This is a genomic window from Clostridium sp. ZS2-4 (genome assembly GCF_026719745.1).
Taxonomy (GTDB): domain Bacteria; phylum Bacillota; class Clostridia; order Clostridiales; family Clostridiaceae; genus Clostridium_H.
Map to the genome: position 1 here is coordinate 204,758 of NZ_JAPPRQ010000027.1, position 22,358 is coordinate 227,115.

General features: G+C 32.4%; 39 protein-coding genes and 1 pseudogene. All 40 read right to left on the minus strand.

Annotation, left to right across the window (positions count from 1 at the left end; all coding sequences use genetic code 11):
• Positions 1 to 73: 73 nt before the first annotated feature.
• Positions 74 to 1,675 carry a Na/Pi cotransporter family protein gene (locus tag OIO11_RS05515; protein ID WP_442781232.1) on the minus strand — a complete coding sequence of 534 codons (1,602 nt, stop codon included), beginning with the start codon at positions 1,673 to 1,675 and terminating at the stop codon, positions 74 to 76.
• Positions 1,676 to 1,880: 205 nt separating this feature from the next.
• Positions 1,881 to 2,273: a 30S ribosomal protein S9 gene (gene rpsI, locus OIO11_RS05520; protein ID WP_268070432.1), complete on the minus strand. Its 393-nt coding sequence runs from the start codon at positions 2,271 to 2,273 to the stop codon at positions 1,881 to 1,883.
• 25 nt (positions 2,274 to 2,298) lie between these two features.
• Complete coding sequence (gene rplM, locus OIO11_RS05525; RefSeq protein WP_268070434.1) at positions 2,299 to 2,733, minus strand: 50S ribosomal protein L13; 435 nt, start codon at positions 2,731 to 2,733, stop codon at positions 2,299 to 2,301.
• A gap of 170 nt (positions 2,734 to 2,903) precedes the next feature.
• The gene (gene truA / locus OIO11_RS05530; RefSeq protein ID WP_268070436.1) at positions 2,904 to 3,641 is read right to left on the minus strand and encodes a tRNA pseudouridine(38-40) synthase TruA; all 738 of its coding nucleotides are present in this window, start codon (positions 3,639 to 3,641) and stop codon (positions 2,904 to 2,906) included.
• A gap of 43 nt (positions 3,642 to 3,684) precedes the next feature.
• Complete coding sequence (locus OIO11_RS05535; RefSeq protein WP_268070438.1) at positions 3,685 to 4,494, minus strand: energy-coupling factor transporter transmembrane component T family protein; 810 nt, start codon at positions 4,492 to 4,494, stop codon at positions 3,685 to 3,687.
• Positions 4,487 to 5,350 (minus strand): energy-coupling factor transporter ATPase, encoded by an 864-nt coding sequence (locus OIO11_RS05540; RefSeq protein ID WP_268070439.1) that lies wholly within the window; start codon positions 5,348 to 5,350, stop codon positions 4,487 to 4,489. Before OIO11_RS05540 ends, OIO11_RS05535 begins: the two co-directional genes overlap by 8 nt.
• Positions 5,335 to 6,177, minus strand: a complete 843-nt coding sequence (locus tag OIO11_RS05545) for an energy-coupling factor transporter ATPase (protein WP_268070441.1) — start codon at positions 6,175 to 6,177, stop codon at positions 5,335 to 5,337. The genes OIO11_RS05540 and OIO11_RS05545 overlap by 16 nt, the downstream gene beginning before the upstream one ends.
• A gap of 88 nt (positions 6,178 to 6,265) precedes the next feature.
• A complete protein-coding gene (gene rplQ / locus OIO11_RS05550; protein WP_268070442.1) occupies positions 6,266 to 6,607 on the minus strand; it encodes a 50S ribosomal protein L17 in 342 nt (113 codons plus the stop codon).
• A 13-nt stretch (positions 6,608 to 6,620) separates the two neighbouring features.
• Positions 6,621 to 7,568 carry a DNA-directed RNA polymerase subunit alpha gene (locus tag OIO11_RS05555; protein ID WP_268070443.1) on the minus strand — a complete coding sequence of 316 codons (948 nt, stop codon included), beginning with the start codon at positions 7,566 to 7,568 and terminating at the stop codon, positions 6,621 to 6,623.
• Between the two features lie 64 nt (positions 7,569 to 7,632).
• The gene (gene rpsD, locus OIO11_RS05560) at positions 7,633 to 8,253 is read right to left on the minus strand and encodes a 30S ribosomal protein S4 (RefSeq protein ID WP_268070444.1); all 621 of its coding nucleotides are present in this window, start codon (positions 8,251 to 8,253) and stop codon (positions 7,633 to 7,635) included.
• A gap of 28 nt (positions 8,254 to 8,281) precedes the next feature.
• On the minus strand, positions 8,282 to 8,677 hold the full coding sequence (rpsK, locus tag OIO11_RS05565) for a 30S ribosomal protein S11 (protein ID WP_268070445.1): 396 nt from the start codon (positions 8,675 to 8,677) through the stop codon (positions 8,282 to 8,284).
• A gap of 16 nt (positions 8,678 to 8,693) precedes the next feature.
• The gene (gene rpsM, locus OIO11_RS05570) at positions 8,694 to 9,065 is read right to left on the minus strand and encodes a 30S ribosomal protein S13 (protein WP_268070446.1); all 372 of its coding nucleotides are present in this window, start codon (positions 9,063 to 9,065) and stop codon (positions 8,694 to 8,696) included.
• A gap of 158 nt (positions 9,066 to 9,223) precedes the next feature.
• Complete coding sequence (rpmJ, locus tag OIO11_RS05575) at positions 9,224 to 9,337, minus strand: 50S ribosomal protein L36 (protein ID WP_003156543.1); 114 nt, start codon at positions 9,335 to 9,337, stop codon at positions 9,224 to 9,226.
• 15 nt (positions 9,338 to 9,352) lie between these two features.
• On the minus strand, positions 9,353 to 9,571 hold the full coding sequence (gene infA, locus OIO11_RS05580) for a translation initiation factor IF-1 (RefSeq protein WP_268070448.1): 219 nt from the start codon (positions 9,569 to 9,571) through the stop codon (positions 9,353 to 9,355).
• A 7-nt stretch (positions 9,572 to 9,578) separates the two neighbouring features.
• On the minus strand, positions 9,579 to 9,881 hold the full coding sequence (locus OIO11_RS05585) for a KOW domain-containing RNA-binding protein (RefSeq protein WP_268070450.1): 303 nt from the start codon (positions 9,879 to 9,881) through the stop codon (positions 9,579 to 9,581).
• Positions 9,875 to 10,621, minus strand: coding sequence for a type I methionyl aminopeptidase (gene map / locus OIO11_RS05590; protein ID WP_268070452.1), 747 nt, complete (start codon positions 10,619 to 10,621; stop codon positions 9,875 to 9,877). The genes OIO11_RS05585 and map overlap by 7 nt, the downstream gene beginning before the upstream one ends.
• A complete protein-coding gene (locus OIO11_RS05595) occupies positions 10,621 to 11,271 on the minus strand; it encodes an adenylate kinase (RefSeq protein WP_268070454.1) in 651 nt (216 codons plus the stop codon). Before OIO11_RS05595 ends, map begins: the two co-directional genes overlap by 1 nt.
• Before the next feature lie 30 nt (positions 11,272 to 11,301).
• Positions 11,302 to 12,579 carry a preprotein translocase subunit SecY gene (gene secY / locus OIO11_RS05600; protein ID WP_268070456.1) on the minus strand — a complete coding sequence of 426 codons (1,278 nt, stop codon included), beginning with the start codon at positions 12,577 to 12,579 and terminating at the stop codon, positions 11,302 to 11,304.
• Between the two features lies 1 nt (position 12,580).
• Entirely contained in the window at positions 12,581 to 13,021 is a 441-nt protein-coding gene (rplO, locus tag OIO11_RS05605; RefSeq protein WP_268070458.1) for a 50S ribosomal protein L15, read from the minus strand.
• An 18-nt stretch (positions 13,022 to 13,039) separates the two neighbouring features.
• Positions 13,040 to 13,219 carry a 50S ribosomal protein L30 gene (gene rpmD, locus OIO11_RS05610; protein ID WP_268070459.1) on the minus strand — a complete coding sequence of 60 codons (180 nt, stop codon included), beginning with the start codon at positions 13,217 to 13,219 and terminating at the stop codon, positions 13,040 to 13,042.
• Positions 13,220 to 13,232: 13 nt separating this feature from the next.
• Positions 13,233 to 13,730 carry a 30S ribosomal protein S5 gene (gene rpsE, locus OIO11_RS05615; RefSeq protein ID WP_268070460.1) on the minus strand — a complete coding sequence of 166 codons (498 nt, stop codon included), beginning with the start codon at positions 13,728 to 13,730 and terminating at the stop codon, positions 13,233 to 13,235.
• Positions 13,731 to 13,746: 16 nt separating this feature from the next.
• Positions 13,747 to 14,109: a 50S ribosomal protein L18 gene (gene rplR / locus OIO11_RS05620; RefSeq protein ID WP_268070461.1), complete on the minus strand. Its 363-nt coding sequence runs from the start codon at positions 14,107 to 14,109 to the stop codon at positions 13,747 to 13,749.
• Between the two features lie 30 nt (positions 14,110 to 14,139).
• Entirely contained in the window at positions 14,140 to 14,682 is a 543-nt protein-coding gene (gene rplF / locus OIO11_RS05625) for a 50S ribosomal protein L6 (protein ID WP_268070462.1), read from the minus strand.
• 25 nt (positions 14,683 to 14,707) lie between these two features.
• The gene (gene rpsH / locus OIO11_RS05630) at positions 14,708 to 15,103 is read right to left on the minus strand and encodes a 30S ribosomal protein S8 (RefSeq protein WP_268070463.1); all 396 of its coding nucleotides are present in this window, start codon (positions 15,101 to 15,103) and stop codon (positions 14,708 to 14,710) included.
• Positions 15,104 to 15,133: 30 nt separating this feature from the next.
• Complete coding sequence (locus OIO11_RS05635) at positions 15,134 to 15,319, minus strand: type Z 30S ribosomal protein S14 (protein WP_268070465.1); 186 nt, start codon at positions 15,317 to 15,319, stop codon at positions 15,134 to 15,136.
• Between the two features lie 15 nt (positions 15,320 to 15,334).
• On the minus strand, positions 15,335 to 15,874 hold the full coding sequence (gene rplE / locus OIO11_RS05640; protein ID WP_268070467.1) for a 50S ribosomal protein L5: 540 nt from the start codon (positions 15,872 to 15,874) through the stop codon (positions 15,335 to 15,337).
• A 22-nt stretch (positions 15,875 to 15,896) separates the two neighbouring features.
• On the minus strand, positions 15,897 to 16,214 hold the full coding sequence (rplX, locus tag OIO11_RS05645; protein WP_268070469.1) for a 50S ribosomal protein L24: 318 nt from the start codon (positions 16,212 to 16,214) through the stop codon (positions 15,897 to 15,899).
• 16 nt (positions 16,215 to 16,230) lie between these two features.
• On the minus strand, positions 16,231 to 16,605 hold the full coding sequence (gene rplN, locus OIO11_RS05650; protein WP_268070471.1) for a 50S ribosomal protein L14: 375 nt from the start codon (positions 16,603 to 16,605) through the stop codon (positions 16,231 to 16,233).
• A 26-nt stretch (positions 16,606 to 16,631) separates the two neighbouring features.
• Positions 16,632 to 16,886, minus strand: a complete 255-nt coding sequence (gene rpsQ, locus OIO11_RS05655; RefSeq protein ID WP_268070473.1) for a 30S ribosomal protein S17 — start codon at positions 16,884 to 16,886, stop codon at positions 16,632 to 16,634.
• A 23-nt stretch (positions 16,887 to 16,909) separates the two neighbouring features.
• Positions 16,910 to 17,122 (minus strand): 50S ribosomal protein L29, encoded by a 213-nt coding sequence (rpmC, locus tag OIO11_RS05660; RefSeq protein ID WP_268070475.1) that lies wholly within the window; start codon positions 17,120 to 17,122, stop codon positions 16,910 to 16,912.
• A complete protein-coding gene (rplP, locus tag OIO11_RS05665) occupies positions 17,112 to 17,555 on the minus strand; it encodes a 50S ribosomal protein L16 (RefSeq protein ID WP_268070477.1) in 444 nt (147 codons plus the stop codon). Before rplP ends, rpmC begins: the two co-directional genes overlap by 11 nt.
• An 18-nt stretch (positions 17,556 to 17,573) precedes the next feature.
• Positions 17,574 to 18,245 (minus strand): 30S ribosomal protein S3, encoded by a 672-nt coding sequence (gene rpsC / locus OIO11_RS05670; RefSeq protein WP_268070479.1) that lies wholly within the window; start codon positions 18,243 to 18,245, stop codon positions 17,574 to 17,576.
• Positions 18,246 to 18,260: 15 nt separating this feature from the next.
• Positions 18,261 to 18,596, minus strand: coding sequence for a 50S ribosomal protein L22 (gene rplV, locus OIO11_RS05675; protein ID WP_268070481.1), 336 nt, complete (start codon positions 18,594 to 18,596; stop codon positions 18,261 to 18,263).
• A 21-nt stretch (positions 18,597 to 18,617) separates the two neighbouring features.
• A complete protein-coding gene (gene rpsS, locus OIO11_RS05680) occupies positions 18,618 to 18,902 on the minus strand; it encodes a 30S ribosomal protein S19 (RefSeq protein ID WP_268070483.1) in 285 nt (94 codons plus the stop codon).
• Positions 18,903 to 18,978: 76 nt separating this feature from the next.
• Positions 18,979 to 19,812 carry a 50S ribosomal protein L2 gene (gene rplB / locus OIO11_RS05685; protein ID WP_268070485.1) on the minus strand — a complete coding sequence of 278 codons (834 nt, stop codon included), beginning with the start codon at positions 19,810 to 19,812 and terminating at the stop codon, positions 18,979 to 18,981.
• 63 nt (positions 19,813 to 19,875) lie between these two features.
• Positions 19,876 to 20,169, minus strand: coding sequence for a 50S ribosomal protein L23 (gene rplW, locus OIO11_RS05690; protein WP_268070486.1), 294 nt, complete (start codon positions 20,167 to 20,169; stop codon positions 19,876 to 19,878).
• Positions 20,169 to 20,789, minus strand: coding sequence for a 50S ribosomal protein L4 (rplD, locus tag OIO11_RS05695; RefSeq protein WP_268070487.1), 621 nt, complete (start codon positions 20,787 to 20,789; stop codon positions 20,169 to 20,171). The genes rplW and rplD overlap by 1 nt, the downstream gene beginning before the upstream one ends.
• Positions 20,790 to 20,815: 26 nt before the next feature.
• Positions 20,816 to 21,445, minus strand: a complete 630-nt coding sequence (rplC, locus tag OIO11_RS05700; RefSeq protein WP_268070488.1) for a 50S ribosomal protein L3 — start codon at positions 21,443 to 21,445, stop codon at positions 20,816 to 20,818.
• A 71-nt stretch (positions 21,446 to 21,516) separates the two neighbouring features.
• Positions 21,517 to 21,825 carry a 30S ribosomal protein S10 gene (rpsJ, locus tag OIO11_RS05705; RefSeq protein ID WP_268059724.1) on the minus strand — a complete coding sequence of 103 codons (309 nt, stop codon included), beginning with the start codon at positions 21,823 to 21,825 and terminating at the stop codon, positions 21,517 to 21,519.
• 408 nt (positions 21,826 to 22,233) lie between these two features.
• Positions 22,234 to 22,358, minus strand: a pseudogene (tuf, locus tag OIO11_RS05710) (elongation factor Tu); the annotation flags it as partial.

The following is a 22,358-nucleotide window of genomic DNA, read 5'->3' on the forward strand; positions in this document are numbered from 1 at the left end:
ATATATTGAATATTTTTGATATTTTGTTTAAAAATAAAGCCTTGCATAACTGCAAGACTTTATCTTTATTTTTTTATCTGTTTATAATTGATTCAGCAATATTCGTTGAATGATCTCCTATTCTTTCAAGATTACTGATTATATCTAAAAATATCGCTCCTTCTCTAGCACTGCAATAACCTTTATTTAATCTTTTAATATGAGCCTCTCTATATTCTTGTTCTAATCTGTCTATATTTTCTTCAATAACCAATGTGCTTTCAGCTTTAGCTATATTATTCTCTTTAAAACTACCTATACTTGTACGTACTGCATCCATAGTATATTCATATAAATGTCTTAGTTCTTGCATCCCTTTATCTGAAAAAACCAATTTCTTTTGAACTTTTTCATTTGTTAAGTCAGCTAAGTTTTTACAATGATCTCCAATACGTTCAATGTCATTTACGACATGAAACATAGATACAACTATATTTTTTTGATCTTCAGCCATATCCGTATTTGATAATTTCACCAGGAAAATAGTAATTTCATGTTCTAATAAATTTATTAATTTTTCATTTTCATATACTTTTTTAATCAATTCTTCATTATCTGTCTCAAAAGCTTCCATAGCAATAAGCAAATTTTCTTTTGCCTTTTTTGACATTCTGACTATCTCTTGAGTAGCTTGCCCTACAGCTATAATAGGTGTTTCTAACAATCTTTCATCTATATATTTAGTTCCAAAACCTTCTATCTCATCCTCCCCTGGTATTACTTTGTTTACTAATAACACCAAATAATTTATGAAAGGAACCATAATAATAGTATTAGCTATGTTAAATATAGTATGTGCATTGGCAATTTGTCTTGTAATATCATTTTGATTCATTTTTACAACTATACTTGTTAATAAAGGTATTAGAGGTATAAATACTAATGTACCTATTAAGTTGAAAAACAAATGAATTAACGCTGCCTTTTTAGCTGTTTTATTTGTTCCTACACTAGATATTAATGCAGTAATACAAGTACCTATATTATTACCAAATAAAATAGGTATTGCAACCTCTATCGGAAGCAATCCTGTTCCAGATAAAGCTACCAATATCCCTGTGGAAGCTGATGAACTTTGTATAACTGCTGTCATAATCATTCCTACAAAAATCCCCAAGAAAATATTACCTTGAAGAGAAACTATCAAATTTGCAAAAAAATCTGATTGAGCTAATGGATTCATAGTTTCTTTCATTAACTCCATACCTAAAAACAGAATACCAAATCCTAATATAATATGTCCTATTTCTTTTATTTTGTCTTTTTTGCAAAATAAAAACATTGCTGCACCTAATGCAATAAATATAGGTATAATTCCATCTAATTTAAATGCTATTATCTGTGTAGTAACGGTAGTTCCAATATTGGCTCCCATTATTACTCCTGCAGCTTGATAAAGATTCATAAGTCCTGCATTAACAAAACCTACTACTATCACAGTGGTGGCACTACTGCTCTGGATAATGGCTGTAACAATAGCACCTGTAGTAATTCCTTTAACTGGATTAGATGTTATCTTTTGAAAAAATACCTTCATTTTATCTCCAGCAATATTTTCTAATCCATCTCCCATCAGCTTCATTCCATATAAAAATAATCCTAATCCACCTAAAAGTCCAATAATTATATTTATCAAAATTCTCCCTCCCAATTTAGTGTTCCATATCAAATAATACAATAATATATGACTTATATTAATATTTTAAAATATAAATTGATTGATCTATATTTTCATTAGAAAACGTAATTGAGTTTGTCCTTGAAAAAAATATCAAAATTGTAAGTCAAGATACATCATAAAAAAAGCAAGAAAGATTTCTCTTTCTTGCTTTGAATCCATATTATCTCTTTGAGAATTGTGGAGCTCTTCTTGCTTTTTTAAGACCGTATTTCTTTCTTTCTTTCATTCTTGGATCTCTTGTTAAGAAACCAGCTCTTTTAATTTCTGACTTTAATGTTTCGTCAGCTTTAACAAGTGCTCTTGCTACACCATGTCTTATAGCTCCTGCTTGACCTGTGAATCCACCACCATAAACATTTACTAATACGTCAAATTTTTCTTTAGTTCCTGTTAAAACTAATGGTTGATTTACGATATATCTTAAAGTTTCTAAACCAAAGAACTCTTGTATATCTCTTTTATTTATTGTAACTCTACCTTCACCAGGTACAAGTCTTACTCTAGCTACTGCTTTCTTTCTTCTTCCTGTTGCAAAATATTGAACTTTAGCCATCTATATATCCTCCCTTCAGTTCCTCTTAGTATCTTAACTCTAAAACTTCTGGTTTTTGAGCTTCTTGATTATGTTCTGAACCTTTGTATACTTTTAATTTTTTAAGCATTTGTCTTCCCAAAGGCCCTTGTGGAAGCATTCTTCTTACAGCTTCTTGAAAAACAAATTCAGGTTTCTTTTCTATAGCTTTTCTATAAGAAATTTCTTTTAATCCACCTGGATATAATGAATGATGTCTTAACATTTTTTGATCTAATTTTTTTCCAGTTAATAGTATTTTATCAGCATTTAATACTATAACATAGTCTCCAGTATCAACATTTGGTGTATATGTTGGTTTATTCTTTCCTCTTAAAATTGAAGCAACTTGACTTGCTGCTCTTCCTAATGCTTTTCCTTCAACGTCTATAACATACCATTTTCTTTCTACTTCATTTGGCTTTGCGATATATGATTTCATCATTTTCCCTCCTTGAACTTTTCACTCGTGTTCTTCTCTTCTATATCAAGACCGGGGCCTGTGGTCTTATATACTTACCCTTCAAACAAAGAATATTATAATACAATTAGCCAGGCGTGTCAACATATCTTTCAATTTTAATTGACAAATTCAAAAGTTTTTTTACTATATTAGTAAAATACTTCTTTCAAGCATAATCCACTAGCTGGAACTGCTTTTCCTGCCTTAGTTCTATCTTTAGCCAGAATTATATTTTTAATATCTCGAGGCTTAATTTTATTTATTCCCACCTCAAGTAGAGTTCCTACAATTATTCTTACCATATTATATAAAAAACCATCACCTGAAATAATAAATTTAATTTCATCATTATTTTTCAAAATATCCAAACAGTATATTGTCCTTATTGTTGTTTTCACTGAACTACCTTTTTTTCTAAAAGAATCAAATTCATGTGTACCTAAAAAATATTTGCTAGCTTCTATCATTAAATTTAAATCAAGCTCTCCTTGAAAATTATATATATAATTTCTCTGAATTGCTGCTCTGTCTTTTCTATTTAATACAGTATACACGTACTTCTTACCTTTACTGTTATATCGTGCATGAAAATGCTGTGAAACTTCTTCTGAATGAAGTATCACTATATCTTCTGGCAACTTTGTATTAATTGCATACTTGAATTTTTCTGGTGGTATACTACTTTCAGTAAAAAAATTTCCTACAAAACCTTTAGCATGAACTCCAGCATCAGTTCTACTAGATCCAATAACTTCAATCGTTTCCTTTGTTATCTCTTTTATAGCATTCTCAATTTTTTGTTGAATTGTGACAGCATTTTTCTGCCTCTGCCATCCAGCATAATTAGTTCCATCAAATTCTACAATTATTTTTATATTCCTTCTCATCAGCTACACCTCTGATAGTAACTCATCAACTATAATATAATTTTTATAAAGTTCTGCTCCAAACAGATACAACTACTAAAAGTATTATGATAGTTACCGCTATAAAATCTCTATTTTCTAATTTTAATATCTTCATTCTAGTCCTGCCATCTCCGCCTCTATAGCACCTGGCTTCCATAGCCATAGCAAGCTCATCAGCTCTTCTAAAAGAACTAATAAATAACGGCACTAATAAAGGAATTAGATTCTTGGCTCTACTAAAAAGATTACCTGTTTCAAAATCTGCTCCCCTAGCCATTTGTGCCTTCATTATTTTATCAGTTTCATCCATAAGTGTAGGAATAAATCTTAGAGCTATCGTCATCATCATAGCAAGTTCATGGGCTGGTAAACCAATCTTTTTAAATGGATTTAAAAGCTTTTCAAGACCATCTGTTAACTCAATAGGAGAAGTAGTTAATGTAAGTAATGATGTTCCTATAATTAAGAAAACTAATCTGATAATCATAAAAGCAGCTAGTACCAATCCTTGTTTATATACTCTTAAAAATTTCCACTGCCACAGTGGCACTTCACCCTGTGAACCACCTGTCATGAAAATATTTAGCAAAGCGGTTATAATAAGCAATATGAATATAGGTTTTAGTCCTTTATATATATACGAAAAGGGTACCCTAGAAATAATTATAGCGGCTAATGTGAAACCTATTATAAAAATATACCCTTTAAAATTATTAACTAAAAACAAATCAATTATATATATCATAGACAATAATATTTTAATTCTAGGATCTAATTTATGAATAAAGGATTCTCCTGGAACATATTGCCCTATAGTAATATCTTTAATCATTTTTAGCTCCCCTTAATACATTTATTATTTCTTGTTTTGCTTTATCTATTGTAAATATATCTTCTGATATATTAAAATTACTTTTTCTTAATTCTCTTACCAAATAAGTAACCTGTGGCACTGCGAGACCAACATCTTCCAGTATGTCTATTTCCTTGAATACGTTACTTGGTATATCATTTAAAATACATTTTCCTTTATCCATAACAAAAACTCTAGTTGCAACTTTTGCAACATCTTCCATACTATGTGATACTAATATTATTGTCATATTATATTCTTCTCTAAGTTCTCTAACTCTATCTAAAATTTCATCTCTTCCTTTTGGATCTAGTCCTGCAGTAGGTTCATCTAAAATTAAAACCCTGGGTTCCATTGCAACAACTCCAGCTATTGCAACTCTTCTTTTCTGACCTCCACTTAAATCAAAAGGAGATTTATCTTTATATGTATCATAATCCAAGCCTACGATATTCATAGCCTTTTTGACTCTATTTGATATTTCTTCATTACTAAGTCCTAAATTTTTAGGACCAAATGCAATATCTTTTTCTATTGTTTCTTCAAACAATTGATATTCAGGATATTGGAATACAAGTCCAACTTTTTTTCTTATATCACTTAATTTTACTTTTGCAGATGTAATATCTATATCATCAATTATTATTTTTCCATTTGTAGGCTTTAAAAGTCCATTAATATGTTGAATTAATGTAGACTTTCCTGAACCAGTATGACCTATTAATGCTACGAATTCTCCATCATCTATAGTTAAGTTTACATTTTCAAGTGCTCTTTTCTCAAAAGGTGACCCTGGCATATATATATGTGTTAAATTTTCTATTTTAATTGACATAATGCATTCACCATCTCATCTATAGTTAATATATCTGAATCAATACTTATTCCGCTTTTTTTTAATTCATAAGCCAACTCTGTCATCTGTGGAACATCAAGACCGATTTCTTTCATTACCGATACATTACTAAAAATTTTTCTAGGAGTTCCTTCCATCATAATGTTTCCTTTATCCATGACCACTATCCTATCTGCTTCAGCAGCTTCTTCCATATAATGAGTAATTAGTACAATGGTAATACCATTATTCTTATTAATATCCCTAATTGTTTCAATAACTTCTTTTCTTCCAGAAGGATCTAGCATAGCTGTTGGTTCATCAAATATAATGCAATTTGGTTTCATCGCTAAAATACCTGCTATTGCTATTCTCTGTTTCTGTCCACCTGATAATAAATGTGGTGCATGCTTTCTATACTCATACATTTTAACCTTTTGTAATGCTTCATCCACTCTTTTTCTTATTTCAGATGGTTCAACCCCTAGATTTTCTGGTCCAAAAGCTACATCTTCTTCTACTATTGTAGCAACAATTTGGTTATCAGGATTTTGAAAAACCATACCTGCCTTATTTCTTATTTCCCACATATATTCTGGATTACATGTATCCATACCATCTACATATACCTGTCCTCCACTTGGTAATAAAAGCGCATTCATATGCTTTGCTAAGGTAGATTTCCCTGACCCATTATGCCCAAGTACTACTAAAAATTCACCTTTTTTTATATCTAGGTCAACTCCATTTACAGCAATTTTAGCATCTTCTTCACTTTTTTCATACTTGTATATAACCTTTTTGCATTCTATCATATTTTTACTCATATGAACAAATACTCCTTCAAAAATTTCTAATAAAAACTATAACAAAATGGGGACTAAGCTGGAAAATACTTAATCCCCGTACAAACAATTATACTAATTCAAGTATAACTACTTCTGCTCCGTCTCCTCTTCTTGGTCCCATTTTATATATTCTAGTGTATCCACCATTTCTATCTGCATACTTTGGAGCAACATCTGCAAATAACTTTTCAACTACTTCTTTTTCAGTAACATATGCTAATACTTGTCTTCTAGCATGAAGATCTCCTCTTTTAGCAAGAGTGATCATTTTTTCAGCTATATTTCTAGTTTCTTTTGCTCTAGTTACAGTAGTTTCTATTCTACCATGTTTTAAGAAACTAGTAACTAAGTTTCTTAGCATAGCTCTTCTCTGATCAGTTGGAAGCCCCAACTTACGTTGTTGTGCCATGTTTCATCCTCCTTTACTCATCGGATTTCTTTAAGCCTAATCCTAAAGCTGCAAGTTTTTCTTGCACTTCTTCTAGTGATTTTTTGCCTAAATTTCTAACCTTCATCATATCATCCATAGATCTTTCAGTTAATTCCTGTACAGTATTAATACCTGCTCTCTTTAAGCAGTTGTAACTTCTAACAGAAAGATCTAACTCTTCTATTGTCATTTCAAGAACTTTTTCTTTCTTATCTTCTTCTTTTTCAATCATTATTTCAACATTATCCGCATGATCAGTAAGTGTCATAAATAATTTGAAATGTTCGATAAGAATTTTTGCTGAAAGACTTATAGCTTCTTCCGGTCTTATAGTACCGTTAGTCCATACTTCTATGGTTAATTTATCATAATCAGTAATTTGACCAACTCTAGTATTTTCTACACTGAAATTAACTCTTTTAACTGGAGTGTATATTGAATCTACTGGGATAGTACCTATTGGTAAATCATCTCTCTTATTTTTATTTTGAGAAACATATCCTCTACCCTTGTCAACATTGATTTCCATATATAATTTTCCGTCTTCATCCAAAGTTGCTATATGTAAATCTTTGTTTACAACTTCAACATCACCGTCTGATGTAATGTCTGCAGCAGTTACTTCACATGGTCCTTGCATATCTATATATACTGTCTTTGGACCTTCACCTTCCATTTTTAATGCTAATCCTTTAACATTTAAAATTAATTCAGTGACATCTTCTTTAACTCCTGTTACAGTTGATAACTCATGAAGAACTCCATCTATGTTTATGGAATTTGCTGCAACACCAGGTAATGATGATAAAAGAATTCTTCTTAATGAATTTCCAAGTGTAATACCATAGCCTCTTTCTAATGGTTCAATAACAAATTTACCATAAGATCCATCTTGAGCTGCTTCAATACATTCTATTTTGGGTTTTTCTATTTCTAACATATGAACCCTCCCTTAATGAATTATACCATACTGAGGGTAACTGATTCCATTCTAATCACCATTCTTATTTACTGTATAACTCAACAATTAATGTTTCGTTTACTGGAACATCAATATCTGCTCTAGTAGGTTCAGCAATAACTTTGCCTTCCAAATTTGCTACATTGCCTTCTAACCAAGCTGGTAGTGGCTTTGGATTTTCAGCAAATACTTTGAATTTCTCACCTGATCTGCTCTTTTCGCGAACGCTTATAACATCATTAACACTTACTATATAAGATGGAATATCTACTTTCTTTCCATTTACTAAGAAATGTCCGTGAGTAACTAATTGTCTTGCTTCTGTTCTTGAAGCAGCAATTCCCAATCTAAATACTACGTTATCTAATCTCATTTCAAGAAGTTTTAACAAGTTTTCACCTGTTATTCCTCTCATTTTATCAGCCTTTTCATAGTATTTTCTGAATTGGCTTTCAAGAATTCCATATATTCTTCTAGCTTTTTGCTTTTCTCTTAATTGAATTCCATAGTTAGAAAGTTTTTTTCTACTTTGTCCGTGCTGTCCTGGTGCATAGCCTCTTCTAGCAAATGCACACTTATCTGTATAACATCTATCTCCTTTAAGGAATAGTTTCATACCTTCTCTTCTACATTGTCTACATGTAGGTCCAGTATATCTAGCCATTCAAGTAACACCTCCTGTTTCTATATAATTAAACTCTTCTTCTCTTTGGTGGTCTACAACCATTGTGTGGTATTGGTGTAACATCTTTTATTAATGTTATTTCAAGACCTGCAGCTTGTAAAGATCTTATAGCTGCTTCTCTACCAGCACCTGGTCCTTTTACATATACTTCAATACTCTTTAATCCATGTTCCATTGCTCCAGCTGCTGCTGTTTCAGCAGCCATTTGTGCTGCAAATGGTGTGCTCTTTCTTGAACCTTTAAATCCTAATGCACCTGCACTTGACCAAGATAAAGCATTTCCAACACTATCAGTCAATGTAACAATAGAGTTATTGAAGGTTGATTTTATATGTGCACAGCCGTGTTCAATATTTTTTCTTTCTTTTCTTCTTCTAGTTTTTTTAACTTTTGCCTTAGCCACTTATCATCCCTCCTTACTATTTCTTCTTCTTACCGCTAATAGTTTTCTTTGGTCCTTTTCTTGTTCTTGCATTAGTCTTAGTCTTTTGTCCTCTTAGTGGAAGACCTTTTCTATGTCTTATTCCTCTATAGCATCCTATTTCAACTAATCTCTTAATATCAAGAGCTATTTTTCTTCTTAGGTCACCTTCAACTTCGAAGCTTTTACTTATATAATCTCTTAGTGTATTTACTTCTTCTTCAGTTAAATCTTTAACTCTAGTTTCAGGGTTTACTCCAGTTACATCAAGAATCTTACGAGATCTTGATATTCCAATCCCGTAGATGTATGTTAGACCTACTTCAACTCTTTTATCCTTTGGTAGATCTATACCAGCTATTCTAGCCATTGAATCCTACACCTCCTAATTTTCCAAAAGTTAATTCTTTTTCATATATGTTAGCAGCCGCATATAATCTTGTTAAAATTATATTCAATATCATACCTATACATAATATTGCAAATCTGCAAAATTATCAATGGTTTTAAGAAATTTTTTAATGATTATTAACCTTGTTTTTGTTTATGCTTAGGATTTTCACAAATAACCATTACTTTTCCTTTTCTTCTTATAACCTTACATTTTTCACATATAGGCTTTACTGATGGTCTTACTTTCATTACTAACCCTCCTTGCTATTTTGCTCTCCAAGTTATTCTACCTCTACTTAAATCATATGGAGAAAGCTCAACTGTAACTTTGTCACCTGGTAAAATTCTTATGAAGTTCATTCTTAATTTTCCAGATACATGTGCTAATATTATTTGACCACTTTCTAACTGAACTTGAAACATAGCATTAGGTAAAGCTTCTAAAACTGCACCCTGCATTTCAATTACATCGTCTTTTGACATAAGGCACTTAACCCTCCTTATCAGCGTCCTTATTTTCTAAGCACTTTCTTACTTTTGAATTACTGATATTATTTCCAGACATTATCAACTTCTTAATATCTTCCAATATATCATTTGTTATATTTAAATGTTTCATCTTCTTTTTCTTTGGTTTTTCAACTTTTCTCAGATTACCATCTATAATATAGACATAATTCTTATCAATTACATCAAGTATTACAAATGCTCTTTCTGAATCTCTTCCTGATTTAGAGTATACTACTCTTCCAATAAGATTTTCATATCCCAACATGGTCACCTCGATTAACATAAAGTTAATATTTCAGGGCCATTCTTTAAAATTGCCACAGTGTTTTCATAGTGTGCTGATAATGTTCCGTCCTTAGTAACTACAGTCCAATCATTCGACTGTACCTTAACATGAAAGTCACCTATATTAATCATAGGTTCGATTGCTAAAACCATACCTTCAACTAATTTAGGTCCTCTATCCGGTCTCCCAAAGTTGGGCACCTCAGGATCTTCATGCATTTCTGTACCTATTCCATGTCCTACATAATCTCTAACTATAGAATAGCCTTCACCTTCGGCATATTGCTGGATAGCTGATGATATATCACTTAATCTATTTCCTGCTATAGCTTTTTCGATGCCTTTGAAAAAACTCTCCTTAGTAACTTTGATTAAGTTTTCAGCTTCCTTCGAAATTTGACCTACAGCAAAAGTTCTAGCTGCATCACCATGGTAACCATTTAGAATAGCACCGCAATCAATACTTATTATATCACCTTCTTGCAATGCTCTTTTATCTGGTATTCCATGAACAACTTCATTATTAATAGAAGCACATATTGAAGCAGGGAAACCACAATATCCTTTAAAAGATGGAACAGCATTTCGACTTCTTATATACTCTTCTGCTATTCTATCCAATTCACCAGTAGTTATTCCTGGTTTAATACATTCTTGCAAGATAGCAAGAGTTTCTCCGACAACTTTCCCAGCCTGTCTCATATATTCTATTTCTCTATCATTCTTTAGGGTAATCATTATTTATTACTTCCTACATGAATACAAATAGTTTCAAACACTTTATCAATTGATTGTGTACCATCAACCACAAACAATTGATTTTTAGATTTATAGTAATCTACTAAAGGCTGAGTTTGTTTTTCATATACATCTATTCTATCTTTTACTGTTTCTTCAGCATCATCTTTTCTTTGCACTATATCACTACCACAAGCATCACATTTTTCTTCACTCTTAGGAGGGTTGAATTTTATATGATAACTTGCACCGCATGATGGGCAAACTCTTCTTCCAGTCATTCTTTCAAGAATAAATTCTCTAGGCACATCTATTAGCAATGCAATGTCAATCTCTTGATTATTTTTTCTTAGAAAACCTTCTAAGGATTCTGCTTGCTTTACAGTCCTAGGAAATCCATCTAATAGAAATCCATTTTCACAATCATCTTTAGCTAATCTATCATTAACTATATCTATTGTTAATTCATCTGGAACTAGCAATCCCTTATCCATATATTCTTTAGCTTTTATACCTAATGGGGTTTTTTCAGAAATGTTTTTTCTAAATATATCTCCAGTAGATATATGAGGAATAGAATATCTTTCACTTATCAATTTTGCCTGTGTGCCCTTTCCTGCTCCAGGAGGTCCTAACAAAATCATTCTCATTTATATCAACTCCAATTTCTTTACATTTCTTTATTTAAGGAATCCTTTGTAGTGTCTCATTACCAATTGAGCTTCTAATTGTCTCATAAAATCAAGTGCAACTCCAACTTCAATCAGCAGTGCAGTACCTCCAAATGATAATCCTTTAAAATTACTATAGTTTTCAATAAACATAGGAGTTGTTGCTATTACCGCAGCAAATAACCCTCCAAGTATTGAAACTCTTAATAATACTCTAGAAATAAATTTTGCAGTAGGTTCACCGGGTCTTATACCAGGTATAAAGCCAGCAGATTTATGTATGTTTTCAGCCATTTCATCAGGCTTAAATGTAACTTCAGTATAAAACCATGTAAAGAAAATTACTAAAATAACAGTTGCCAGTGCATATGGCCATGTATTCATTCTAAACATACTATATCTACTTGTTGATACAAATTTATTGAACGCAGACTCTGACCAAAATGTTCCTATTACTGTAGGAAATTGCATAACAGACATTGCAAAAATTATAGCTATGATCCCTGATGAATTCATGTTTATAGGAATATGTGTTGATTGACCCTTAAACATTCTCCCACCAGAATTTTTAGCTGCATATTGTATTGGTATTCTTCTTTCAGCTAATGTAGCTATAACTACTGCTATGAATAGCAATAAAGAAAATGCTAACAGCAGTATAATTTCTATAAAACTTACTGCTTCTGTTGACTGTAAACTAACAACTTGGAATATTTTTTGTGGTAATCTGGACATTATATTTACAAATATTATAATTGATACACCATTACCTATACCTTTAACTGTAATTTGATCACCTAGCCACATCAAAAATATTGATGAAGTAGTTAGGGTAAGAACTATTAAAAATACATCCAATTTACTAACATTTGATATTGCTCCGTGACTTCTAATCAAAGCATATGTTCCAAACGATTGAAGTGCTGCCATAATAACTGCACCATATCTTGTATATTGCTGTATTTTCTTTCTTCCCTCTTCTCCTTCCTTAGAAAGTTGTTCTAATGAAGGAATTGCAATAGTCAATAATTGAAATATAATTGATGAGTTAATATATGGTACAACTCCCATAGCAAAGATACTAAAATTACTTAAAGCACCACCAGACATTAAATCATAAAAGCTAAACAATGATCCAGTTTTTGTTAAATTGGATAATGCCCCGGTATCAATTCCAGGAACAGGAATATGATTTCCCATCCTGATAATTGCTACCATAAAAATTGTAAATATAATTCTTCTTCTTAACTCGGGAACTTTCCAAGCATTTCGTAAGGTTGATAACATATTATATCACCTCTACTTTTCCTCCATTGGATTCTATCTTCTCGATAGCACCTTTAGTAAACTTTGTTGCTTTAACAACTAGTTTCTTTTCAAGGTCACCGTGTCCCATTATTTTAACTCCGTCTTTTATTTTGCTAATTACGCCATTTGCTTTTAATACTTCAGGTGTAATTTCTGTTCCATCTTCAAATATATTTAATCTATTTACATTGACTTCAACATATTCTTTTGCAAAAATGTTAGTAAAACCTCTTTTTGGTAATCTTCTGTATAAAGGCATTTGACCCCCTTCAAATCCTGGTCTTACGCCTCCACCTGATCTAGCATTTTGTCCTTTTTCTCCTCTTCCTGCTGTTTTTCCCCAGCCTGAACCAGTACCTCTACCAATTCTCTTAGGAGCTTTTCTTGATCCTGCAGCAGGTTTCAAGTCATGAAGTTTCATGTTCTACACCTCCTCTTACTATACTTCTTCAATATTTAATAGATAGCTTACTTTTTCTATCATACCTCTTATTTGAGGAGTATCTTCGTGATTAACACTTTTACCAATTTTTTTCAATCCAAGAGCATTCACCGTAGCAATATGATCTTTTTTTCTACCAATTAAACTCTTAGTTAGTGTCACCTTAAGCTTAGCCAAGGTTGATCCCCTCCTAACCTAATATCTCTTCTACAGTCTTGCCTCTTAATTTAGCAATCTGTTCAGCAGTTCTTAATTTTGATAATCCATCTATTGTTGCGCCAACCATGTTTCTAGGGTTATTAGAACCTAAAGATTTTGCTCTAACATCCTTTAATCCTGCTAATTCAAGTACCGCTCTAACAGGACCACCAGCTATAACTCCTGTACCTTCAGAAGCAGGCATTATTAAAACATCTCCTCTTCCGAATTGTCCTTGTATTCTATGTGGAACAGTTGTTCCAACTATAGAAACTTCAACTAAATGTTTTTTAGCGTCTTCGATACCTTTTCTTATAGCTTCAGGTATTTCTACAGCTTTACCCGTTCCTACGCCAACGTGTCCGTTTTCGTCTCCTACTACTACAAGAGCACTAAATCTAAAGTTTCTACCACCTTTAACTACTTTAGTAACTCTGTTAATAAACACAACTTTTTCTTTTATAGTTAGCGTGTTAGGATCTATTTTCATAGTTTTCCCTCCTTTTCTAGAATCTTAAACCAGCTTCTCTTGCTCCTTCAGCAAGTTCTTTTATTCTTCCATGATATACGTATCCGCCTCTATCAAAGACAACTTCTTCTATTCCATTTTCTACAGCTTTTTTAGCTATAAGTTCACCTACAACCTTAGCTGCTTCTTTATTACTTCCAACTTTTCCTGCAAAGTCTTTATCCAAAGTGGAAGTAGAAACTAAAGTTCTTCCAGCTACGTCATCTATAATTTGTGCATATATATTTTTTTCACTTCTATATACTGCTAATCTTGGTCTTTCAGATGTACCAGAAATTTTATTACGTACTCTCGAATGACGCTTTACTCTAGCTTTCTTTCTATCAGTTTTCTTGAACATTATATTCACTCCTTTCTGTTGTTATATCTGTTATTTCTTACCTGTTTTTCCTTCTTTACGTCTTATAACTTCACCAGCGTATCTAATTCCTTTACCCTTATATGGTTCAGGTTTTCTCCATACTCTTATATTAGCAGCAACTGATCCAACTAATTCTTTATCGATTCCACTTACTACTACTTTAGTTACTTCTGGAACTGAAAATTCTACGCCATCAACAGATTTTATTTCAACTGGATGTGAATATCCAAGATTTAGTGTTAAATCTTTTCCTTTTAATTGAGCTTTATAACCAACACCAACTAATTCTAAAGTTTTTTGGTATCCTTGACTTACACCAATTACCATATTATTAATTAATGCTCTTGTTAAGCCATGTAGAGCTCTGTGTTGAGCAACATCACTTGGTCTAGTAACAACCACTTGATTATCTTCAACAGCTATTTTTATATCTTTATGCATTTCTTTTACTAATTCGCCTTTTGGACCTTTTACTGTAACAACGTTATCTGGTGTTACATCAACTTTTACTCCATTAGGTATTTCTATTGGAAGTCTTCCTACTCTTGACATGACCACACCTCCTATTCACGTTAAATTACCAAATGTAACAAATAACTTCTCCACCTAATCCTAACTTTCTTGCTTCTCTATCAACAACTATTCCTTTAGAAGTTGATATAAGTGCAACTCCTAATCCATTTAATACTTTAGGAATGTTATCCTTTTTACAATAAACTCTTAAACCTGGTTTTGATATTCTTTTAAGACCAGTTATTATTCTTTCTTTTTGATTATATTTTAAAGACAATCTTAGCATTGGAACTGCTCCATCTGCGTACTCTTCTACATTTTTAACATATCCTTCCTGAAACAATATGTTAGCTATAGATTTTTTTATATTTGAAGATGGGACTTCAACAACTTGATGTCTAACTATATTTGCATTTCTTATACGAGTTAGCATATCTGCAATAGGGTCTGTCATAACCATTTATTATGCCTCCTTTCTAAATATCATCTCTTACCAACTAGCTTTTCTACATCCAGGAATTTGCCCTTTATATGCTAATTCTCTGAAACAAATACGGCATATTCCGTATTTTTTTAATACAGAATGTGGTCTTCCACATATTCTGCATCTTGTATATGCTCTAGTTGAATATTTTGGTTCTTTTTTCCATTTTTCAATCATTGCCTTACGTGCCACGTTTTTCCCTCCTTATTATTGAGCAAATGGCATTCCAAGACACTTAAGCAATTCTCTTGCTTCTTCATCAGTCTTGGCTGTAGTAACAAATATGATATCCATACCTCTTACTTTATCCACTTTGTCGTATTCTATTTCTGGGAATATAATTTGTTCTTTTATTCCTAATGCATAGTTTCCTCTACCATCAAAAGACTTAGCTGAAATGCCTCTGAAATCTCTAACTCTTGGTAAAGCTATGTTCATCAATTTATCTGCAAATTCATACATTTGTTCTTTTCTTAATGTAACCTTGCATCCTATAGGCATCTTTTCTCTAAGTTTGAAATTAGCTATAGATTTTTTTGCTCTAGTAACTACAGGCTTTTGTCCTGCAATTATTTGTAAATCATTAAGAGCTGATTCAATAACCTTAGAGTTATCTTTAGCTTCTCCAATACCCATATTGATAACTATTTTTTCAACTTTTGGAACTTGCATTATATTTTTATATCCGAACTTTTCCATTAAGGCCGGCACTACTTCATTATTATATTTTTGTTGTAGTCGATCCATTCAGTAAACCTCCTTTCAAAATCTATAGTATTTCTCCGCACTTTTTACAAACTCTCACTTTAGTTCCATCTTCTAAAAGTTTCTTGCTAACTCTTGTAGCAGCATTACACTTTGTACAATGTAGCATAACTTTTGAACTATTTATTGGAGCTTCTTGTTTAATTAATCCACCTTGCATATTTTCTCTATTTGGTTTAACGTGCTTAGTAACGATGTTTACATCTTTAACTAACACCTTTCCATTTTTTGGGTAAACCGTTAAAACTTCGCTTACCTTTCCTTTATCTTTACCTGAAATAACAACTACTTTGTCTGTTCTTCTTACATGTACTTTAGCCATCACAGCCACCTCCTTTTTATAGAACTTCAGGTGCTAATGATAATATTTTGTTAAACTCTTTATCTTTTTCTCTTAATTCTCTTGCGATAGTTCCAAAGATACGTGTTCCTCTTGGTTGTTTATCGTCTTTAATAACAACCGCAGCATTTTCATCAAACTTTATGTATGAACCATCAGCTCTTCTTGAGCCTCTCTTAGTTCTTACAATAACTGCTTTGATAACATCACCTTTTTTAACAACACCGCCTGGTGTTGCACTTTTAACGCTAGCAACTATTATATCTCCAACGTTACCATACTTTCTTTTAGAACCGCCTAAAACTCTAATACACATAATCTCTTTTGCTCCAGTATTATCTGCTACTTTTAAGCGAGTTTGTGGCTGTATCATATATATGCCTCCTTTCGATCATTGAATTATTTTGCTTTTTCAACGATTTCTACTAATCTCCATCTCTTATCTTTTGACAATGGTCTTGTTTCCATTATCATTACTCTATCATTAATTCTAGCTTCACCATTTTCATCGTGTGCTTTGAACTTTTTAGTTCTGTTCATTGTCTTTCCATATAATGGATGACGTACCTTATCTTCAACTGCAACTACAATAGTTTTATCCATTTTATCTGAAACGACCTTACCTATTCTAGTCTTTCTGTTTCCTCTTTCCACTGGGTAATCCTCCTTTCAGTTTACTACTGATCAAGTGCTTGTAATTCATTTTGTCTAAGTATTGTTTTTACTTGTGCTATAGACTTTTTAACCTGTCTAATTCTCATTGGGTTTTCAAGTTGGCCAGTTGCTAATTGAAATCTTAAATTAAATAACTCAGACTTTAAATCATTTAATTTTACTGAAAGTTCTTGTGAAGAACTTTGTTTTAATTCCTGTAATTCATTAGCCTTCATTTACTTCACCACCCATTTGTTCAAAATCTCTTCTTGTAACAAATTTAGTCTTCATTGGAAGCTTATGTGCCGCAAGTCTCATAGCTTCTCTAGCAACATCTTCTGGAACTCCAGATAGTTCAAACAATACTCTACCAGGTTTAACTACAGCTACCCAAAATTCAACTGAACCTTTACCTTTACCCATACGAGTTTCAGCAGGAGTTGCAGTTACTGGTTTGTCTGGGAAAACCTTAATCCAAAGTTTTCCTCCTCTTTTTATATATCTATTTATTGCAATTCTGGCAGATTCTATTTGATTACTTGTCATCCAAGAACAATCAGTTGCTTGAATACCATAATCACCGTATGCTAGGAAATTTCCTCTTGTCGCTTTTCCTCTCATTTTACCACGTTGTTGCTTACGATGTTTAACCTTCTTTGGCATCAACATACCTTATTCCTCCTTCCTTTATTGGTTAACTTCTTCTGCTTCTACTTTAACTTTTTTTGTTGGAAGAATTTCACCTTTATATACCCAAACTTTTACACCAATTTTTCCGTAAGTAGTATCTGCTTCAGCAAATCCATAATCAATATCAGCTCTTAATGTTTGAAGAGGAATTGTTCCTTCGTGATATTGTTCAGTTCTAGCTATTTCAGCGCCACCAAGTCTACCTGCACATGCAGTTTTAACTCCTTTTACTCCACTTCTCATAGCTCTTTGAATAGTTTGCTTCATAGCTCTTCTGAATGAAATTCTCTTTTCAAGTTGTTGAGCAATATTTTCTGCCATTAATTGAGCATCTGTTTCTGCCCTTTTAACTTCAACAATGTTGATTATAATATTTTTTTCTGAAACTATTTTCGCTATATCCTTTTTTAAAACTTCTATACCTTTTCCGCCTTTTCCTATAAGCATTCCTGGCTTAGCTGTGTAGATATTTAGCTTAACTCTCTTAGTAGTTCTTTCGATTTCTATTTTAGCTATTCCAGCAGAATAAGCTTTGCTTTTTACAAATTTTCTTATTTTATCGTCTTCTATTAAGTTATCTGCAAAATTTTTATTATTTGCATACCATTTAGCATCCCAGTCTTTAATAACTCCGACTCTGAGGCCATGTGGATGTACTTTTTGTCCCACTCTATTTCCCTCCTTCTATGCTCTTTCTTTAACAACTACTGTAACGTGAGTAGTTCTCTTCATTATTGAATATGCTCTACCTTGTGCACGCGGTTTGAATCTTTTAAGTGTTGGTCCTTGGTTAGCATAAGCCTCTGCAACATATAATTTATTAACATCTAAATTATAATTATTTTCTGCATTAGCTACAGCTGACTTTAACACTTTATTAATTATAGTAGCTGCTTCTTTTGGAGTATATTTCAATATAGCAAAAGCTTCATTAACATTTTTTCCTCTTACTAAATCAAGAACAACCCCAACTTTTCTTGAAGACATTCTCACATACTTTGCTATAGCTCTAGCTTCCATTTTTGTTCCTCCTTCCTATGACTATCTTACACGTGATGATTTTTCGCTTTTATCAACGTGTCCTTTGAATGTTCTTGTTAAAACAAATTCACCTAACTTATGTCCTACCATATCTTCACTTATATAAACCGGAACATGTTTTCTACCATCATGGACAGCTATAGTATGACCTAACATTTGAGGGAATATTGTTGATGATCTAGACCAAGTCTTTACAACTTTCTTCTCATCTTTTTCATTCATAGCCTCAATTTTCTTTATTAATGACTCTGCAACGTAAGGTCCCTTCTTAATTGATCTTCCCAATTTAGTGTCCTCCTTTCATACATTTTAAAAGTCCAGGAAGAGAATATAAATTCCTTCCTTTTCTTCTATTTATTTGTTACTTTTGTCCTCTTTTCTTAATAATCATGCCATCAGAATACTTCTTATTCTTTCTAGTTTTATATCCAAGAGTAGGTTTTCCCCATGGTGTAACTGGACCTGGACGTCCTACTGGTGATCTACCTTCTCCACCACCGTGAGGGTGATCGTTAGGGTTCATTACAGATCCTCTAACAGTTGGTCTGAATCCCATATGTCTCTTTCTTCCTGCTTTACCTATGTTTATAATATCATTTGTTAAGTTTGAAACTGTTCCTATAGTAGCTCTACATTCGATTCTTACGTATCTCATTTCACCACTTGGAAGTCTCAAGATAGCATAATTTCCTTCTTTAGCCATAAGTTGAGCTGAAGCTCCTGCTGCTCTAACTATTTGACCACCTTTTCCTGCTTGTAATTCGATGTTGTGTATCACTGTACCTACTGGTATATTCTTAAGTGGAAGTGCATTCCCTGCTTTTATATCAGCTTCTGGGCCTGATATAACAGTACTTCCAACTTTTAATCCAACTGGTGCAATTATGTATCTCTTTTCACCATCAACATAGTTTAAAAGTGCTATATATGCTGTTCTATTTGGATCATATTCTATAGTAGCAACCTTTGCAGGTATTCCATCTTTGTTTCTCTTAAAATCTATTAATCTATATTTTCTCTTTTCTCCACCACCACGATGACGAACAGTTATTCTTCCTGTATTGTTTCTACCAGCATTCTTCTTTATTGTAACAAGAAGTGATTTTTCTGGTTGATTAGTAGTTATTTCTTCAAAAGTAGCAACTGTCATTTGTCTTCTTGAAGGTGTAGTTGGTCTAAACTTTTTAACTGCCATCTAAATTCCCTCCTTCTTATAGCTTATCTGGTTTTTTTACCAATAACGACTTTATTTAAATTCTTACATTCCCTCGAAGAATTCTATTGTTTTACTTTCCCCAGTTAGCTTAACTATAGCTTTCTTATAGTCAGCTCTTTTTCCTACATGTACTCCAACTCTTTTAACTTTTCCCATAACTCTCACAGTATTTACTTCTTCAACTTTCACATCGAATACTTCTTCTACTGCTCTTTTAATTTGAGATTTGTTAGCATGTATATCTACTATAAAGGTGTATTTTTTATCTGCCATATCAGACATGCTTTTTTCAGTTATTACTGGTTTTCTTATAATATCATAACTGCTCATTGTCATTATGCATACACCTCCTCAATTTTAGCAACCGCATCTTTTGTAATAATGAATTTATCATGTTTTAATATATCATACACATTCAAATTATTAACAGGAATCACAGTTGCTCCTTGTATATTTCTTGCTGATTTATAAACATTTTCGTTAGATTCTGGTACAACGATTAAAGCTTTTTTAGTTTCAAATGTATTAAGCATTTTAACCATTTCTTTAGTCTTTGGCATATCTAACTCTAAATTTTCAAGAACTACTATTTCATTTCCAACAACCTTGCTACTTAACGCTGATTTCATTGCAACTCTTCTCATTGATTTTGGAATAGACATTCTGTAGCTTCTTGGTTTTGGTGCAAAAACAATACCACCATGAATCCACTGTGGAGCTCTTGTTGATCCTTGTCTTGCTCTACCTGTTCCTTTTTGTCTCCAAGGTTTTCTTCCACCCCCAGAAACCTCTGCTCTCGTCTTAGTTGATTGAGTTCCTTGTCTTTTATTTGCAAGTTGTGCAACTACAACTTGATGTAAAACACTTTCATTTATTTCTACTGCAAATACGTTTTCTGATAATTGAATATCTCCAACCTTTTGTCCTTCTCTATTAAATAAATCTACTGTAGGCATTCTATATCCTCCTTTCTTACAAATCTTTAAGCTTTCACTGTGTTTCTAATTACAATGTAGCCTTTATTTGGTCCTGGTACTCCGCCTTTTATTAAAATAACGTTCTTCTCTGCCATGATTTTTACAACTTCAAGATTTAAAACAGTTGCTTTTTTATTTCCCATTTGCCCTGGCATTTTCTTGTTTTTGAATGTTCTTGATGGAGCTGATGCTGCACCCATTGATCCAACCGCTCTATGGTATTTCGAACCATGAGACATAGGTCCTCTTTGCATGTTCCATCTTTTAATTGTTCCTTGGAATCCCTTTCCTTTAGAAATTCCTGATACATCTATTTTATCCCCTACTGCGAATATGTCAGCCTTTATTTCGTTTCCTACTTCATATTCATCAATGTTGTCTAATCTAAATTCTCTAACTATTCTTTTAACAGAAACACCTGCTTTAGCAAAATGTCCTTTTTTAGGTTTATTAGCTAATTTTTCTCTAATGTCCTCAAATCCTACTTGTATAGCATTGTATCCATCTTTTTCTTCAGTTTTCTTTTGTAATACTGCACATGGACCTGCTTCTACAACCGTAACTGGAACTACTCTTCCATTTTCATCAAATATTTGAGTCATCCCCAATTTTCTACCTAATATCGCTTTTTTCATTCTGCGCACCTCCCTAAATATTAGCGGATCACTTTCTTGCAATCATAATATCTCATGATACATCGTGATAATTATAGTTTTATTTCAATATCAACACCTGCTGGTAAGTCTAATCTCATTAAAGCATCAACAGTTTTTGGTGATGGACTTAATATATCGATAAGTCTCTTATGTGTTCTTATTTCAAATTGTTCTCTAGAATCTTTATATTTGTGAGTCGCTCTCAAGATTGTAACTATATCTTTTTCTGTAGGTAGTGGTACTGGACCAGCCACTTTAGCTCCTGTATTCTTTGCAGTCTCAACAATCTTTTCAGCTGATTGATCTAAAATATTATGATCAAAAGCCTTTAATCTAATTCTAATTTTTTGATTTGCCATTATATTTCCCTCCTTTTCGTTCCTCTTTACTTCACAGATGTAACATCAATGTAGTGTAAACTGTTCCAGGTGTTGCATATTTCGAACCACACTTTCACGTTTGCACAACACTGCCGCCTGATTCAAGATCAAAGCATGCTCAGCTAAGAATACCCTGAAAATCTCCAGCAACCTCTTGCTTCATCGCTTCCCTTGTGTCACAACTCTTATATTGTATAATATTTTTTCTGTTTTGACAAGTATTTTTTATTTTTTATCAAAATTTCTTTCTTTATTATTAATTATTCAATAAAAAATGTTGAATTTAACTTTTTTTGAAGACAAAAGGAGAAGGTTTCTCCCTTCTCCTTTTAATTTTATAAAGGCCTTTATTAGAATTCTTAATTACATTAAATTTTTCAAATTAAACTATTCAGTTATAGTAGTAACAACTCCTGAACCAACTGTTCTTCCACCTTCTCTGATAGCGAATCTTAAGTTAGCTTCCATTGCTACTGGAGTTATTAATTCTACTGTCATGTCTATGTGGTCTC